The organism is Sterolibacterium denitrificans, assembly GCF_900174485.1.
GTDB lineage: Bacteria > Pseudomonadota > Gammaproteobacteria > Burkholderiales > Rhodocyclaceae > Sterolibacterium > Sterolibacterium denitrificans.
This window is the reverse complement of record NZ_LT837803.1, coordinates 2,345,326-2,361,778: the sequence shown is the minus strand read 5'-3', so window position 1 is coordinate 2,361,778 and position 16,453 is coordinate 2,345,326. Positions and strand designations below refer to the sequence as shown.

At 62.8% G+C, this 16,453-nt stretch carries 13 protein-coding genes; 1 reads left to right on the top strand and 12 read right to left on the bottom strand.

Annotation, left to right across the window (positions count from 1 at the left end):
• Positions 1–46: 46 nt before the first annotated feature.
• From dnaB to rpsF, 5 genes are all read right to left on the bottom strand, one after another.
• The gene (dnaB, locus tag SDENCHOL_RS10705; protein WP_067169376.1) at positions 47–1,465 is read right to left on the bottom strand and encodes a replicative DNA helicase; all 1,419 of its coding nucleotides are present in this window, start codon (positions 1,463–1,465) and stop codon (positions 47–49) included.
• Positions 1,466–1,737: 272 nt separating this feature from the next.
• Positions 1,738–2,187: a 50S ribosomal protein L9 gene (gene rplI, locus SDENCHOL_RS10700; protein ID WP_067169373.1), complete on the bottom strand. Its 450-nt coding sequence runs from the start codon at positions 2,185–2,187 to the stop codon at positions 1,738–1,740.
• 15 nt (positions 2,188–2,202) lie between these two features.
• Complete coding sequence (gene rpsR, locus SDENCHOL_RS10695; protein ID WP_067169370.1) at positions 2,203–2,481, bottom strand: 30S ribosomal protein S18; 279 nt, start codon at positions 2,479–2,481, stop codon at positions 2,203–2,205.
• Positions 2,471–2,833 (bottom strand): primosomal replication protein N, encoded by a 363-nt coding sequence (gene priB, locus SDENCHOL_RS10690; protein ID WP_269084064.1) that lies wholly within the window; start codon positions 2,831–2,833, stop codon positions 2,471–2,473. Before priB ends, rpsR begins: the two co-directional genes overlap by 11 nt.
• Positions 2,811–3,203 (bottom strand): 30S ribosomal protein S6, encoded by a 393-nt coding sequence (gene rpsF, locus SDENCHOL_RS10685; protein WP_067169367.1) that lies wholly within the window; start codon positions 3,201–3,203, stop codon positions 2,811–2,813. Before rpsF ends, priB begins: the two co-directional genes overlap by 23 nt.
• A gap of 249 nt (positions 3,204–3,452) precedes the next feature.
• Here rpsF and SDENCHOL_RS10680 point away from each other — a divergent pair, with 249 nt between their 5' ends.
• Positions 3,453–3,644 carry a hypothetical protein gene (locus SDENCHOL_RS10680; RefSeq protein ID WP_067169364.1) on the top strand — a complete coding sequence of 64 codons (192 nt, stop codon included), beginning with the start codon at positions 3,453–3,455 and terminating at the stop codon, positions 3,642–3,644.
• A gap of 157 nt (positions 3,645–3,801) precedes the next feature.
• Here SDENCHOL_RS10680 and SDENCHOL_RS10675 read toward each other — a convergent pair whose 3' ends face one another.
• The 7 genes from SDENCHOL_RS10675 to SDENCHOL_RS10645 all read right to left on the bottom strand — a co-directional run bounded on the left by SDENCHOL_RS10675 (position 3,802) and on the right by SDENCHOL_RS10645 (position 16,404).
• Positions 3,802–4,527, bottom strand: a complete 726-nt coding sequence (locus tag SDENCHOL_RS10675) for a hypothetical protein (protein ID WP_067169362.1) — start codon at positions 4,525–4,527, stop codon at positions 3,802–3,804.
• Positions 4,524–4,898: a hypothetical protein gene (locus tag SDENCHOL_RS10670; RefSeq protein ID WP_067169359.1), complete on the bottom strand. Its 375-nt coding sequence runs from the start codon at positions 4,896–4,898 to the stop codon at positions 4,524–4,526. The genes SDENCHOL_RS10675 and SDENCHOL_RS10670 overlap by 4 nt, the downstream gene beginning before the upstream one ends.
• A gap of 1 nt (position 4,899) precedes the next feature.
• The gene (locus SDENCHOL_RS10665) at positions 4,900–5,700 is read right to left on the bottom strand and encodes a hypothetical protein (RefSeq protein ID WP_154717216.1); all 801 of its coding nucleotides are present in this window, start codon (positions 5,698–5,700) and stop codon (positions 4,900–4,902) included.
• The gene (locus SDENCHOL_RS10660) at positions 5,697–5,975 is read right to left on the bottom strand and encodes a hypothetical protein (protein WP_154717215.1); all 279 of its coding nucleotides are present in this window, start codon (positions 5,973–5,975) and stop codon (positions 5,697–5,699) included. Before SDENCHOL_RS10660 ends, SDENCHOL_RS10665 begins: the two co-directional genes overlap by 4 nt.
• 115 nt (positions 5,976–6,090) lie before the next feature.
• Entirely contained in the window at positions 6,091–13,599 is a 7,509-nt protein-coding gene (locus SDENCHOL_RS10655; protein WP_154717214.1) for a hemagglutinin repeat-containing protein, read from the bottom strand.
• A gap of 343 nt (positions 13,600–13,942) precedes the next feature.
• The gene (locus SDENCHOL_RS10650) at positions 13,943–14,395 is read right to left on the bottom strand and encodes a DUF411 domain-containing protein (protein WP_154717213.1); all 453 of its coding nucleotides are present in this window, start codon (positions 14,393–14,395) and stop codon (positions 13,943–13,945) included.
• 122 nt (positions 14,396–14,517) lie between these two features.
• On the bottom strand, positions 14,518–16,404 hold the full coding sequence (locus SDENCHOL_RS10645) for a potassium transporter Kup (protein WP_154717212.1): 1,887 nt from the start codon (positions 16,402–16,404) through the stop codon (positions 14,518–14,520).
• Positions 16,405–16,453: the final 49 nt, after the last annotated feature.

Sequence of the window (16,453 nt, the reverse complement as noted above, 5' to 3'; positions counted from 1 at the left end):
CCAGGTTCGAGCCCGAATTCGAACCGGAATCCAAACCGGCAGCGGCTCAGTAGCTGCCCGGCCTGGCGCTGTTGACGAACTTGGTGTATTCGCCGAGGAAGGTCAGCTTGACGGTACCCGTCGGGCCGTTGCGGTGCTTGCCGACGATCACCTCGGCCAGTCCCTTGTCCTGGGTGTCTGGTTTGTAGTACTCCTCGCGGTACATCATGATGATGATGTCGGCATCCTGCTCGATGGCGCCGGATTCGCGCAGGTCGCTCATCAGGGGACGTTTGTCATTGCGTTCCTCGACCTTGCGCGAGAGCTGCGACAGCGCGATTACCGGCACCTTGAGTTCCTTGGCCAGCGACTTGATGGAGCGCGAGATTTCGGAAATCTCGGTGGCGCGATTCTCGTTGTCCTTGCTCGATGTCATCAACTGCAGATAGTCGATGACGATCAGCCCCAGCTTGCCGCCGAACTGGCGCGCCAGACGGCGCGCGCGGGCGCGCAGGTCGGTGGCGGTGATGGCGCCGGTCTCGTCGATGTGAATGGGCGCGCTGTGCAGCTTGCCCAGGGCCACGGTCATCTTGTCCCATTCGTCGTCGTTCAGGCGGCCCGTGCGCATGCGATGCGCATCGAGACGGCCCACCGAGGAAAGAAAGCGCATCGCCAGTTGCGGGCCTGACATTTCCAGGCTGAAGATCGCCACCGGCAGACCCAGGTCGACGCCGACGTGTTCGGCGATATTCAGCGCGAAGGCGGTCTTGCCCATCGACGGCCGGCCGGCGACGACGATCATGTCACCCGGCTGCAGGCCGGAGGTCATGCTGTCGAGGTCGGTGAAGCCGGTCGGCACGCCGGTGACTTCGGAAGGATTTTCCTGGTTGTAGAGTTCCTCGATGCGCTCGACCACCTGGCCCAGCAGCGGCTGGATGGCGACGAAGCCCTGGGTGCTTTTGGCGCCGGATTCGGCGATTTCGAAGACGCGTTGCTCGGCCTGGTCGAGCAGTTGCTTGACATCCTTGCCGGCCGGATTCAGCGCGCTGGCGGCGATTTCGTCGCCGACGCTGACCAGGCGGCGCAGCACGGCGCGTTCATGGACGATTTCGGCATAACGGCGGATGTTGGCCGCCGACGGCGTGTTGTTGGCGATCTCGCCCAGATAGGCGAGGCCGCCGGCCTGCTCGACTTCGTTGTGTTTCTCGATGGCTTCGAACACCGTCACCACATCGGCCGGCCTGCCCAGTTCGACCAGCCCCCGAATGCGGCGGAAGATGCGGCGGTGGTCGTCGCGATAGAAATCGGCATCGCTGACGATGTCGGCGATGCGGTCCCAGGCGGAATTGTCGAGCAGCAGGCCGCCGATCAACGATTGTTCGGCCTCGACGGAATGGGGCGGCAGCTTGAGGCTGTTGAGCTGGGGATCGTCGGCATGCGTGGCGCTGCGCTTGCTCTGAAAGCTACGTTCCGTCGTCTGGACCATGGAATGTCTCCTGTGAGGCAGGCCGTCAGTGTACCCGTGTGGCGCTGTGGGCGGTGTGGATAAGCCTGGGGAAATGCTGGGGGGAAGCTGTTGGCGGGTTGTGTGCTTGCTGTGTGCTTTCCGTGGGTTTCCGGATTCCCCTTGTTTTTCTGCGGGATAGCAGACGCTGAATGCCGCCGTGAACGCCAGGGGGCCGCTTGCGCGGCCCCCTGGATGATGCGGTTTATGCGATTTTGCTGCGGGTCTTGCGGTTCGGCCCGGTATCAGTGATATCAGTGTTCGCCGAGTACGGACACGGTAATGCTGGCAATCACGTCGGTGTGCAGGGCAACTTCCAGCTTGCTGTCGCCGACCTGCTTGATCAGGCCGTCCGGCATGCGGATTGCCGCCTTTTCGACTTCGAAGCCTTGGATCTTCAGCGTTTCGGCGATGTCGGCACTGGTCACCGAGCCGAAGAGGCGGCCATCGACACCGGCCTTGCGGGTGATTTGCAGCAGCAGGCCTTCCAGCTTGGTGGCCTTGTCCTGGGCGTCCGCCAGCTTTTCGGCCTGGGCTTTTTCCAGCTCGGCACGGCGAGCCTCGAAAGTGGCCAGGTTTTCCGGCGTCACGCGCTTGGCCTTGCCTTGCGGAATCAGGTAATTGCGTGCGTAACCGTCCTTGACCTTGACCACGTCGCCGAGGGTACCGAGATTGACAACTTTTTCCATCAGAATGACTTGCATGGTCGTATCTCCGGTTTACTCGTGCAGATCGGTATAGGGGAGCAGCGCCAGAAAGCGTGCGCGCTTGATCGCCGTCGACAGCTGGCGCTGGTAACCGGCTTTGGTGCCGGTAATGCGGGCCGGCATGATTTTCGCGTTTTCGGTGATGAAGTCCTTGAGGATGGCGACGTCCTTGTAATCGACTTCGGCAATCTTCTCGGCGGTGAAGCGGCAGAATTTGCGCCGCTTGAACATGCTGCGGCCCTTGTCATCCTTGCGCTTGGCGCCGGGCTTGGATTTTGGTTTAAATGCCATTTTGGTTTCCTTCCAAAAACTCTATCTCATTCACATGCAGGATCAGGCTCCTGCTCTTCAGACTCTTCGCGGCGAGGAAGCCGGTCAGCCTTACGGCCTCACCCGGTTTCGCCCCGGCCATCAATTGCGCGTTCGGTCCCAGTGCCACGGCCGAAATTTCGCAACCCACCGCTCGTTCGACATCGGCTTCGCTCTGCTGCGAGCTGTGCGCAATCCGGAAACCGAGTACCGGAACCCCTGCCGGGGTGTAACGCAAAGCGCTCAATTCAAGCAGACGGCCAGTCAGTATCGTGCGGTTGTCCGGCCTGGACGCGAATTCAGGCTCAGGCTCAGGCGGCGTCAGCGGAGGCACCAGCCGGCGCTTCTGTTTGTGCCGCAGCGGGGGCGGTCAATGACCTGGATTTCTCTTCCTTCATCATCGGCGACGGCTCGGTGGCGGCATGCTTCATCTTGACGGTCAGATGACGCAGCACGGCATCGTTGAACTTGAAGGCATTTTCCAGCTCGGCCAGCGTCTCGGCGTCGCACTCGATGTTCATCAGCACGTAGTGCGCCTTGTGCACTTTCTGGATCGGGTAGGCCAACTGGCGGCGGCCCCAGTCTTCGAGGCGGTGAATGTTGCCGTTGCCGGTCGAGACGAGGGTTTTGTAGCGGTCGATCATCGCCGGAACCTGTTCGCTCTGGTCCGGGTGAACGATGAAGATGATTTCATAATGTCGCATGCAATCTCCTTATGGAAAAGCTCCCCCGCATGCGGGTCGGGTGGAGCAAGGTGGAAAAGCCGGGCATTTTAAATAAAACCGCGGGTCATGGCAAGTCGCGACGGCTACGACGGCGTTTGTCCTGCATGCCTGACGGTCGGCGGTGCTCTGGCGGCAGGTGCGTGCGAATCGGCGTTTTGTGTTGTATAAAGCGTGGGGCGGTGAAAGAGCGGCCGCACGATGATGGACCCACAACCATGGAGTTACAAGATGGCAAGCGAAGAGTGCAGGTCCTTGCAGCATGATGAATCGGTTGTCGCGGGCATGGCAGCGACGATATTTGGCGCATTGATACAAAAGATCGATCTGTATCCGGCCAATGAGGACGAACTCATCGACCGTTCCGTTGGTATCGCCATCAAACTAGTGAGCCGGACGGAAAAACGCCTGAAGCGCGACTGAGCCGGGTGTTTTCAGCATCCCGAAGTCGGTATTTCGCATTTCACATTCCGAATGGCAAGCCCCTCCGGCGGCTTTTCTTTCTTTTCAATGCAATAACTGCGGACTTGGCCCGACGGTGTGGCGCACTGGCCGCTTTGCACGAGAACACGCGCACGCACTATTCCTTGAACAGCTCGTTGAGCGCCAGCTCGACCTTCCCGACGCAGTTCCGGATGTGCTCCTCTCCCTTCGCCTTGACCGCCGCATAGTCTTCCATCTCCCATTGGGACAAAGTGAATGCGGAGGCTGAAAACGTATCGCGGCAGACCACCATTACGGGGCTGGTCAGCCAGCCGCCGCTATCGGGTTTTCTCCATACCGTCGTCTGGATGAAAAGCTCGTAAGGCGGTTTCTCGTCCTCGGAATCGGCATAGACGAGCGCGAATGTATCCGGCCTGGCATAGAGGGGGTTCTTGTACTGCCGACCGGATTTCCCCTCCTGCTGCCCGGCCATCGTCGCGGTGATCCCGCCGAAAAGGTGTTGCATGGCCGGATGGCGCATCGTTTCGACCTTGGTGCCGCGGTAATCCTCCTTTGCCACAGGTAGTCGGAAACTGCCCAGTAACGCCCCAACCACCAGCAAACCGACGTCCAGCGCCCGGTCGCTTTTGTCCACGACGCGCAACACCGAATCCGGATAGCGCTGGCCGTTGGGTGTGTGCAAGGATATTTCCATCGGAATCCTGACTTCGGACGCAAGCCGGGCTTCCGCCGGTTTATCTTGAGATGCGGATGGTTGCACGGCCTGTGGCCCGGCGTTGGTGCCGCTGCCGTCTGTGGTGGCCAGGCCTCCGCATGCCGACACTAAGGTTGATAGTGTCAAGACACTCAACATTTGCTTCATTGTTTCCATTCCTTTGTCAAACGATAAGGGGACATTTCGCTGATGAAACCTCCGGATGGGGATGTGGGCATGGTGGCCAGGGTGATGTAGCCCATTTGCGCTTCCTTGGCGATGCGTGCCCGATCTGCCGGATCGTTCAGATCGTAGATCGGGCTGTTGGAAATGATATCTGCATTGGCCAGCGCATCGAACCGCCGGGGCGGTGAGGGCGCCGGCTTCGGTGGTGCTGTCTTCGCGCCAGCGATTGCCTTTGTTGGACGTGGCGGCGTGCCGAGTTTCCGGAAAAAAGCAAGCTCACCGAACGTCGGGGCTGGCGGGACGGCGAACGAGGGCAGATGGCCGCAGATTTTTTGACCTTGGCCCCTTTTCATTTCATTTTTTGTTGTTTTGCTGCTGCTTATCACGTAGCTGCTGGAGCAGCATGTCTCGCTCGGGAATGTAACGGGTCTTGGCTTCGCCAGGATTGTTCTTGATCCGCCATTCGTAGATGTCGTGGATGAACCTTTCGCCGTCCTCGATGCTGTCCTTGGCGTTCTTGACCAGCCATGCCTTGGTTTCCTGGATCAGTTTGTCATTGGCTGTGACCTTGGCATTCTGGGCTTCGATCTTCTGGTCGAGCGCATTGATCTGGCGTTGCAAATCCTGTATTTGCCCAGTGCCTGCTTGTTGTCCTTGCTGGAGCAGATTGACTTGCTGCTGGAGCAGATTGACTTGCTGCTGGAGCAGATTACTTTTCTGGGATTCCAGGGTTTTTGCCTGGGATTCCAAAGTTGTTGCCTGAGATTGCAGTTTTTTCCCTTCGGCTATGGCTTCTTGATATTCCATAAGCCGTAGCCCGTACCGGGTTTCGATTTCATCGTAGAGCTTGGGCGAGAAGGCGTATTGCACGGCCTTGTTGGCACCGCCGCCGCCGTGCTGGACGCTCGACGAGAAGATGGCTTCCTTGTGCTCGGTATCGAGCGCGTCGAAGGACTGACCGACGGTGTCGAGTTGTTTGCGAATGCGGGTCATGTTGCTGCCCTGGTTGATGCTCTCGAACTGGTATTCGATGAATTGGGGATCGTGCTGGGTCAGCTCCATGAATTTGTCGACAAATGGTGGGTTGCCGGCAAACGCTTTTGAAAGGCATCCAGAGAGCAAAATCGGGATACCGAACAATATCCATATTTTCATTGTGCAGCCTTCAGAAAATTGAAATGGCCTGCCAAACTTTTGGCGGCAAGAGCTCTGCCGCCAGTATCGCTGGTCTGGGTGCTCGTGCTCTGACTCTTCGAGGAACCCAGGTTGACGGCAAGCGATACGCCGCCGGCCTGATCCGCCAGATTGCTGCCTTCCAACGCCTGTCCGGCCGCCACGGCCTGATAGCCCTGATACCCGGTCAGTCCGGCGCTGGCGGCGGCCAATGCTTGCATGCGGCCATCGCCGGTGTCACTGGCGGCCTGGGCCACCTGCTGCACGGTCTGCACTGCCGAGATCACCGGACTGCCGAGGCTGACGGTCAGGCCGCTCTGCTTGAACTATTGTTCGATGCGTACCTGATCGGTCTCGCGGGCTGGTTTGGTTTCATTTTTTATTGTTTTGCTGTTGCCTATCGCGTAGTTGCTGGAGCAGCATGTCTCGTTCGGGAATGTATCGGGTCGTGGCTTCGCCGGGATTGTTCTTGATCCGCCATTCGTAGATGTCGTGGATGAACCTTTCGCCGTCTTCGATGCTGTCCTTGGCGTTCTTGACCAGCCATGCCTTGGTTTCCTGGATCAGTTTGTCATTGGCTGTGACCTTGGCATTCTGGGCTTCGATCTTGGCATTCTGGGCTTCGATCTGGGTATTCTGGGCTTCGATCTTCTGGTCGAGCGCATTGATCTGGCGTTGCAAATCCTGTATTTGCCCAGTGCCTGCTTGTTGTCCTTGCTGGAGCAAATTGACTTGCTGCTGGAGCAGATTACTTTTCTGGGATTCCATGGCTTTTGCCTGGGATTCCAGGGTTTTTGCCTGGGATTCCAAAGTTGTTGCCTGAGATTGCAGTTTTTTCCCCTCGGCAACGGCTTCTTGGTACTCCATAAGCCGTAGCCCGTACCGGGTTTCGATTTCATCGTAGAGCTTGGGCGAGAAGGCGTATTGCACGGCCTTGTTGGCACCGCCGCCGCCGTGCTGGACGCTCGACGAGAAGATGGCTTCCTTGTGCTCGGTATCGAGCGCGTCGAAGGACTGACCGACGGTGTCGAGTTGTTTGCGAATGCGGGTCATGTTGCTGCCCTGGTTGATGCTCTCGAACTGGTATTCGATGAATTGGGGATCGTGCTGGGTCAACTCCATGAATTTGTCGACAAATGCCGGGGTGCCGGCACGGGCGGCGCTCAACCCGCCGACGGCGGTCAATTCCTGATAGAAGTTTTGAGCTTCCGGACTCGTGTTCAACTTGAGATAGTTCAGGAAGTCTTCAAGGCCACCACGTTCGGACGAGAGTTGGAACATCCCGTAACTAAGGCCGCCGGGATCGGTTTTCGTGGTGCCGTCCTTCATCTTGATTTGCGGGGCGACATAGTGGGCATCCTCGCCTTCGCCCTCAAGTTTGCCGTTGAATGAGAATGGTGAGCCGCTGCGGCCCGAGCTTTCGTATTTCGCAGAGGCGTAGCCAAAACCGTTGGTTTCGGCGTAGTGCCGGGCCATGGCGTCGCAATCCACGCCTTTGGCCTGCTGGCGGCAGGTGTCGATCAACGGTTGGATTTCCTCGTCTCGTTGGCGATCGAGATTTTCCAGGCGGGTTTGCTCGGCGCAGGCCGGTGAATTCGAGGTGCGTGCGCACTCCGCCTTGGCGCGTTTGAGCGCGGCTTCTTCCAGGTGGGAGAGATAGTTATTCGTCACCTCGTTGAACGCAGTTGCCGCGCCGGCGCTGCCGCCGGCGAGCGCCCCGGCCGCCGTGCTTGCCAGTCCGGTGAGGGTGGTGGCGAGGAGCCCGTCGATATTCGCATTGGCCAATGCATCGGCAACCGCCGGGGCGGTGAGGGTGCCGGCTGCTGCGCCGGCCGCGCCGCTGGCGCCGCCGGTCAGGCTGCCGATGAGCGTATGCGCGGCCAGGCGTAATGTGCCATTCTTGCCCCATTGGGCTTCGATGGTGTTGGCTTCGTCTTCCTTGCCTTCGGCGCGCAGGATGTTCGCTTGCCTGAGTTGTTGTTCCGCGTAGTCGCCGACAGCTTTGCTCGCTTGCTGCCCGAACACCTGCGTGATTTGCACCTGCGCATCGATTTCCTTCTGCACCTTCTCCGCATCGAAGATGGGGGCGATGCCGGTTTCGGCATCACCGGTTCGGGCGTCTTTGTTGCCGGCGATGCCGGAGATGGCGGCCAGCGTCATGCTGCCGGCGCTGTTTTCGTCTTCTCCCACCCCTGCGCTGGTGCCTTGGGGCGTGAGTTTGCCGTCGAGACTGATGCCCGCGCCGAGATTGATGCTGGCGCCCTTGCCTTCGTATTCGGCGTGGTTGGTGATGTCGGCGAGGCTGAGTTCGCCGCCGGTCTCGAAATGGTTCTTGCCCTCGTCGATGGCTGGCTGGGTGCTGGTGATGGCGCCGCCGGTGAGGGTGGTGTCGCCCTGAACGTCGACCTGGAAACCTTCATCCCCGGCGCGGATGCCGGACTGTTCATTGACGCTGGCATAGGTACTGTCGACGTTTGACTTGCCACCGCCGATGCTGCCGCCGAAGCCGCCCGCGCCGAGGATCGGCACGCTGATGCTGAATCCGCTGCTGTGCTGCTGGCTGTTGTAGGTGCTGGTGTCCTGGAGGCTCTCGATGGCCAGATTGCCGCCGACGTCGGCAATGACCTGCGGGGCTTCGATGACCGCGCCCCTGAGCGTGGTGTCCCCACCCGAAGCCAGTCGTGCCGTTTCGCCTGCGCTGACGTTGGTGTTCGTCCAGACCAGATCGTCGCCATCGGCCTGGCCCGTGCCCTTGCTGGCCGCAACGCCCACGCTCAGGCCGGTCTGGACACCCAGGTTGAGGCTCACGCCGATACTCGCGCTGCTGCTCGTGCTGTTCGATTGGCTGTGGCCGGTGTTGGCCGCGGCCAGCAGTTTGATCTCATCCTCGGCGAGCAGACTGACGTTGCGCCCGGCGGAGACGCTGCTGCCCTGCACGGTGATGTCGCTCTTCTCGCCGTTGCCCATGGCGAGGATCGTCACGTCGCCACCCGCTGCCACGGTGCTGCCTGCCGCCGTATCGCTGGTTTGGGTGCTCGTGCTCTGGCTCTTCGATGAACCCAGGCTGACGGAAAGCGATACGCCGCCGGCCTGATCCGCCAGATTGCCGTCCTGCACCGCCTGTCCGGCCACCACCGCCTGATAGCCCTGATACCCGGCCAGTCCGGCGCTGGCGGCGGCCAGGGCCTGCATGCGGCCATCGCGGGTATCACCGGCGGCCTGGGCCACCTGCTGCACGGTCTGCACTGCCGAGATCACCGGACTGCCGAGGCTGACGGTCAGGCCGGACTGCTTGAACTGTTGTTCGACCCGGCTCTGGCTCGTCTCGCGGGCTGCCTCGATCTCCACCGCCTGTGCCGCGATGCTCACGTCGCCTTGCGGAGCCAGCACGTCCGAGCCCGTCTGCCGGTAGTGCGCCCCGGCGAGTAGGGTCACATCGCCTTGCACGCTGCCCACGGTCGAGGCCGCCGCCGTTTGGCCGAGGCCCTGCTGGTCGATGCTCTGCTGCTGCGTGCCGATGGTGATGCCCAGGCCGCCGGTACTGAAGAGGCCGGACTTCTTCTCGTCCCTGAAGTGGCTTTCCGTCGTGGTTTCGGTGGCAGCCTCGATGGTCAGGTCGCGCCCGGCCGCGAGCGTGGTGCCGGCATCCGAAACCAGGTTGCTGCCGCGCACGGCCACATCGTTGCCTGCGGTCAGACTGAGCGTCTCGCCGGAGACGGCAGACAAGATTGCCGTGGTCTGATCGAGCGTGTCGCGGGTCGTGAGGGTCTTGCTGGAGAAGGCGCTGCTGCGGCCCGTGTGCTGGTGGGCTTCGTCGACCTGGACATTTGCCATACCCGCCGCGATCGTCAGATCTTGCCCGGCGGCCACGGCCAGCGCCCCGGCCTGGCTGCCCACCTCGGCGGCCCGGGCAGCGAGGTCTTGCCCGGCCGCAAGCCTCAAGTCGCCCTGGGTGGCGATCCGCGTGCCGACCTCTGCGGCCCTGGACTCGTCGCGCCGGTTGCCGGCATCCCAGACGATGCTCTGACTCTGGCCTTGCGTCACCGTGCCGAGTGTGAGATTGCGCTGCGCGATGAGCTGCGTCCGTCCCGCGCCCTGGTTCTGGATCGCGGCCGCGACCAGGCTCATGTCGCGCCCGGCGCTGGCCAGCAGCATACCCTCGGCAGCCGTGACGTACAGTCCGGCGATGCGTTCGACGTTGGTCTGGCTGCCCTGGGCGTTGTGCTGGTTGCGGGTGGTCGATTCGACAGTCAAATCCCGCCCGGCGCTGGCGAGCAGCGCTTCATTGGCGGCGATCAGGCCGCCGATATTGTCGAGGTCGGCGCGGGCGGCCACCTGAACCGTATTGCCCAGGATGCGGCCCTGCAGGTTATGGAGATTCTCCGCGTCGATGGCGACGAGCTGGCGTCCGGTAATCGTGCCGCCGTTGAGCAGATCGCCGCTCAGATCGAGCCGGACGTCCTGCCCGGCGATCAAGGCGCCGCCCGCTTGCAGGTCGCCTTCCTGGAGGCGGACGTACACCTGGGGCACCAGCGCCTGGGTCGTGCTGCCATCGGCCAGGGTGACGTCCTGGGCCACCAGCCAGACGATGTCGCTGGTGAGCGCGGCCATCTGGGCGGCGGAGAGGGCCACGCCGGGGATCAGATCGTAGGCTTGGGCGAAGGTCAGGCCGTTGTCCATCAGGGCGGCGTATTGCGCCTCATCGTCGGCATGGCCCGCCAGGAAGCGCCGGCCGGTGAGCTGGGCGACCTGTTCGCGGATGAGTTTCTGTTCGTAGTAGCCATCGCCCAGGCGCTTTTGCGTGGTGGCCGGGTCGAGGGCGAGGGCGGCGAGCAGGTAGTCCGAGCTGAGCCAGGTGCGGTAGTCGGCAAAGGCCGGATCGGTTTCGATGAGGTAAGGGGCGGCCGGGTCGGGCGTGAGGCCGAACAGGCGGCTGTCCGGTACGCGGGTGTCGATGCCGCCGCTGCGCACCACGTCGGCCGGGTCGCTGGCATCGCTGCTGCCGGGCAGCAGAATTTGCACGATGGGAGTGGTGCCTGCCGCGCTGCTGACGGCTGCCGGGGCCTGGCCGAGGCGGGTGGTCGTCAGCGCGGCCAGCGTCGTGCCGCTGCTGGCCGGCGCGGTGTTTTGCAGATAGACCGTCGGCGTCAGGGAGATGGCCTGGATCGTCGGCGCGGGGAGATAGCCCGCCATGCTGCTGCCGGTGTTGTCGCGGCCCTTTTCATGATTGCGCCAGTAGCTGGTGACCGTGCCCGCATCCGTGATGACGCGCTCGCCGGCGACTTCGGTGTTGTTGAGCGTGCCGATCGTGCCGCTGAGGGTGCCGCCGGCGATGATGTGGCTCTTGTCGTTGTTGACGGTGTCCGCCGTGATGCGCAGGTCGCCGCCCGCGGTGATGCTGGCCGGGTCGGAGGTCTGCACCCGCGTTTCGGTGGTGGTGCGGGTGTAGCGATAGGCCGACCAGCTTTCATGGTTGCCTTCGGGGGTGTGGAGGTGGTCGGATTCGTCATTGTAGATATAGACGTCGGGCGCGTCCGGCGCGTAGCGGTTGGGCGAGCCCGCGCCCTGGTATTCGGTGATGCTTTGCGCGGCGAGGGTTTCGATGGCGGTGCTGAAGTCCTGGTTGGTGTTGTCGAGGGTGCGCGCCGCGATCTCCAGCGCGCCCATGGCTTCGATGCGGGCGCTGGCGTTGTTGAGGATTTCCGCCTGGCTCGTCGCGCGATGGCCGTCATCCAGGCTGCCGCCGATGGCGATGTCGCCGCCGCTGAAGAGGAGCGCATGGCCGCTGTTGTCGATGGCCAGCGCGCCGATGTCCAGGCGCTCGCGCGCGGCAATCACCGGGGCAATGTCGTCCTCGGCCCGGTTGTTGAGGGTGCTTGCGCCGATTGCCACGTGGTCGCCATAGATTCTGCCGGTGCCGAGGTTGTCCAGGGTCTGGCTGCGGAGCAGGGTTTCCCCGCCGTTGATGAGGCCGCGATTGGTCAGGGTATGGCCGTCGCCGGCCTGGAGATCGATCCGGGCGGCGCTGATCGTGCCGCCGGCCTGGTTGTCGAGCGTGGCCGCCCGGGCCGTGAGGCTGCCGGCGGCGGCCAGCAGGCCCTGGTTGCTCAGCGCGGCGGCCGTTTCCACGCTGGCGTTGCCGTTGGCGATGATCTGCCCCGTGTTCGCGAGACCGTGCCGCAGCGTGAGGTTCAGGTCGCCCTGGCTGAGTACGTTGCCATCGCCGCTCAACCCGGCGCCGTCGATGCGCAGTTGCCGGCCGGCGATGAGCGTGCCGCCGGTGTTGGCGATTGCGAGGGTTGGGTGGGCCGGCGCCGTTTCGGCAAATGGGTCGCGCAGCGTCAGGTCGTTGCCCGCGCTGATGAGGCCAGCGGCGTTGTCGATGAGGCCATCGCTGGTCAGCGTCGCGTCGCGATTGGCGCGAATGGCGCCGCCGGCGTTGTCGATGCGGGCCGCGTTCAAGACGATCGTTTCGCCTTCCAGGCCTTGGTCGTCGCTCTCATCCTCGCTCTGGGTGTGGGTATTGATGATGCCGGTGGCGCTGATACGCAGCGCCTGCCCCGAGCGCACCAGGCTTCGGGTGTTGTCCAGGACGCCGCTCAGGGTGATGTCCAGCGGGCCGGCCGCCTGGATTTGTCCACCCCGGTTGTCCAGGGCGCCGGCTTCGATGCTGGCCGCCGCATTGCCGATGATGGCGCCGCCGCTGGTGTTGTCGATGTCGCCGCGCGTGTCGAGCGAGAGGTTGCCCTGGGCGTAGATGATGCCCGTGTTCTGCACGTCGTCCTGCGCGTCGATCCGGATCCGCGTATCGCCGCCGCTGGCGATGTGGCCGGCGTTTTCCAGTCGGCCGTTCGCCGTGATGACGACATCGCCCACGCTCGCGTACATTTTGCCGGCATGGCGCACGCCGACGCCGGCTTCGCTGGCGATCAGGCTGATCTTGCCGGCATACATGCCGCCGAGCAGGGCCGTGTCGATCGCAAAGGTGGGCGCGGGCCCAATGCCGGCGATTGAACTCGAACCCGTCACCTGCGCATCGCCGCTGGCCGGATCCACGTCGATCTGGTTGGCGCCCGCCACGATCGCGAGCTGATGGGCCCAGAGGCCCGCATGGATTTGCACGGCGCGCGCCAGGATCTCGGTGTAATCGGCGCTGCCGGCATCCAGGCCCAGGCCGGTGATCGATACCGTGCCTTCCTGGACGCGATAGCCCGCCAGGCGGCCGCCGTCGAGGATCGGCTCGCCGGTGGTGAGCGTGGCGCGGTGGGCATTGATGAAGCCGCAGCCATCGCAGCTCACGCCGGCCGGGTTGGCGATGACGACCTGGGCGCGCGGGCCGGCGACTTCGAGGTAGCCCTGGAGCAGGCTGGGGTCGCTGGAATGGACTTCGTTCAGGATCACCCGGGCGCTGCCGGTGGCCAGCCAGGGGTTGCCTTGCACCCAGCCGCCCAGTTGGGTTTGCACGTTGGCATGGCTGTTGTTGAGGATCGCGCCTTGCGTCTGCACGTCGAATTGCTGGTAGGCGTTGCGCGAGACGCCGGCGGCGCTGGGGGTCTGGATGTTGACCAGGGGCACGCCATTGAAGGCGTTGAGCACGGTCGGACGCTGGTTGCCCGGCGCGCCGGGATCCGCGACGATCTGCGCCTGGGCCGCCGGCATCAGCAGGCCACCCAGACAGCTCGCCCAGCCCAGGGCGCGCCAGACCAGGCGTGCGAGCGGCTTGAGTCTGGCCGACAGCCGGCGCGGACGTTTGCCCGAAGCCGCCACCGTCGTCGTCACCGTCACGCCCCGGGCCTTGCCCCGGCTGGGCGCCGTTTCGGCCACCGCCATCAGCAGACCGCGCGCCTTGTTGTAAATGATCCGGTAACACTGGGCGTTCATGGCCTGCTCTCAGGAAGGGGATGATTGAGCGGGGTGGTACGGCCCTGAAGAACAGAAGCACGGTCGGGGTAAGCGTCGACCTTGCGCAAGCCGATGGAGGCTCTGCGGCCGGAGAGAAAGGGCGTGGGTGGTGCCGGTACGGCTACGCCATCCTGCGGGGAGATGGCTTCGGCTTCGGTTGCCTGGGGTAAGCTCTGCATACAGCGTTCTTCTTGAATGTGAATTTCATGAAGAACGAATTATGCCATCGTAGTTATGTCGCTGGCAATCGATTGTCTTGGGTGTATTTCATTCGTAGCCGTTGTGTGAAGGAGGCGCGATCAAATGACCAGCGGCCAGTCGCTCACTTTGCCGGGGCGGGAGGATGGCGGGCGAATACGGCCGTGCGGCCTGCGGCGTCGAAGCTCAATACGTCGTAGGCTTCGGGGGTCGGCGATTCCATGCCGGGTGAGCCGAGCGGCATGCCGCCCGCGCCGATGCCGGCGATTTTCGGCTGTTGTCGCAGCAGGCGCTTGATGTCGGCCGCCGGCACGTGGCCTTCGACGACATAGCCGCCCACGGTCGCGGTGTGACAGGAGCGTACCGGCTCCGGCACCTTGAAGCGTGCCTTGACGGCCGACATGTCGTTCTCGACGACCTCGCGCACCGTGAAGCCGGCGGCGCGCAGGTGGTTGGCCCAGGCGCCGCAGCAACCGCAGGTGGGGCTCTTGTGCATGGTCACTGCAGGCAGGTCGGCGGCCAATGCCGGGCCGGCCAGTGTGAGCGCGCAGGCCAGTGTCAGAAAAAGCTTTCTCATGTCTTGCCTCCAGTCGTAGTCGGTTCGCGTTGTCGGCGCGTTGTCGATGATGCGCCGCCGCCATTTTCAACGAACCAGGCGCCGGCTTCCGTCAGTGTGACGGATTCGATCGCAGCATTTCCCTAAAGCAGGATCTGCGAGCCCATTTCGACGACGCGGTTTGCCGGCAGCTTGAAGAAATCGGCGGCGCTGCTGGCATTGCGTGTCATGGCGATGAAGAGTTTCTCGCGCCAGAAGTTCATTTCCGAATTCACCCGGGCGATCAGTGTTTCACGGCCGATGAAGAACGAGGTTTCCATCATGTCGAAATCCAGCCCCTGTTCGGCGCACCAGTCGAGCGCTTCGGGCAGGTTGGGTTCGTCCATGAAGCCGTAGAACACCTTCACGCGCCAGAAGTGGTTGGGCAGCGGTTCCACATAGACCCGCTGCGCATCGCCGACGTAGGGAATGTCCAGAACATTCACCGCCACCAGGACGACGCGTTCGTGCAGCACCTTGTAGTGCTTGAGGCTGTGCAGCATGGCGTGCGGCACGCCGTTGAGGTTGCTGGTCAGATATACCGCCGTGCCGGCGACCCGCGTGATGCCGCTGTCGCTTCCCATGCTGCGTATGAAGGGCGATAGTTCGATGGCTTCTTCGGAGAGGCGTTTTTGCAGCAGTGCGCGGCCGCGTTTCCAGGTGGTGAGCAGCAGGAGCAGCGTCAGGCCGAAGATCAGCGGGAACCAGCCGCCATCGATGATCTTGACGGAACTGGCGGAAAACAAGGCGATGTCGATGCAGATGAAGGGCAGGGCGCCGAAGAATGCGTACCATGGATTCCAGCCCCACAGCTTGTGCGCCACGAAGTAGGCGAGGATGCTGGTGGTGAGCATGGTGCCGGTGACGGCGATGCCGTAAGCGGCAGCGAGGTTGGTCGATGAGCGGAAGCCGAGGACGAGCGCGATGATGACGATCAGCATCAGCCAGTTGATGGCGGGGATGTAGATTTGCCCGATCCGGGCGCCGGAGGTGTGAAGTAGCTGCAGGCGGGGCGTGTAGCCAAGCTGCATGGCCTGTTGCGTCATCGAGAATGCGCCGGTGATGACGGCCTGCGAAGCGACCACCGCCGCTATCGTGGCCAGCCCGATCAGCGGGTACATGGCCCACGCCGGCGCCAGCAGATAGAAGGGATTTTCGATCGCTGCGGGATTGCTCAGCAGCAGCGCGCCCTGGCCGAAATAGTTGATGACGAGCGCGGGCAGCACCAGGCAAAACCAGATCATCTGGATGGGCTTGCGGCCGAAATGTCCCATGTCGGCATACAGAGCCTCGGCGCCGGTCAGCGCCAGCACCACCGCGCCCAGCGAAAGAAAACCGAGCATCGGGCTTTCAAGCAAAAAGCGGGCGCCGTAATACGGGTTCACCGCATTCAGGACGGTGGGCGTGTCGATGATATTGATGAGGCCGAGCGTTGCCAGCGTGCAGAACCAGAGCAGCATGACCGGGCTGAATAAACGTCCGACGCTGGCGGTACCGCGGCTTTGCATCATGAACAGGGCGATCAGCACGCCGAGCGTGATCGGGATGATGAAAGGCTTGAAGCTGGGGGTAATGACTTCCAGACCTTCGACCGCGGAGAGTACCGAGATTGACGGGGAGACCACGCCGTCGCCATAGAACAGCGCGGCGCCGAACAGGCCCAGCAGCAGGACCAGCCGGCGACTGCGCGAACCTTCCGGCAGGTTGCGCAATGCCATCGCCATCAGCGCCATGATGCCGCCTTCCCCCTTGTTGTCGGCGCGCATGATGAAGGAAATGTATTTGACGGTGACGACGATCATCAGCGCCCAGAAGATGAGCGAGAGGATGCCGAGCACGTTTTCCGGCGTGATGGGTATCGGATGATGGGCGCCGGAAAACACCTCCTTCACTGCATAGAGGGGGCTGGTGCCGATGTCGCCATAGACGACGCCGAGCGCGGCGAGCGCCAGTGTGGAGAGCCGCTCCTTGCTGTTGTGCGATGAATCCACGAGATGTCCTTGGTCCTTGCGGTACGCGTGTCAGGAAGGCGCTGGCTGT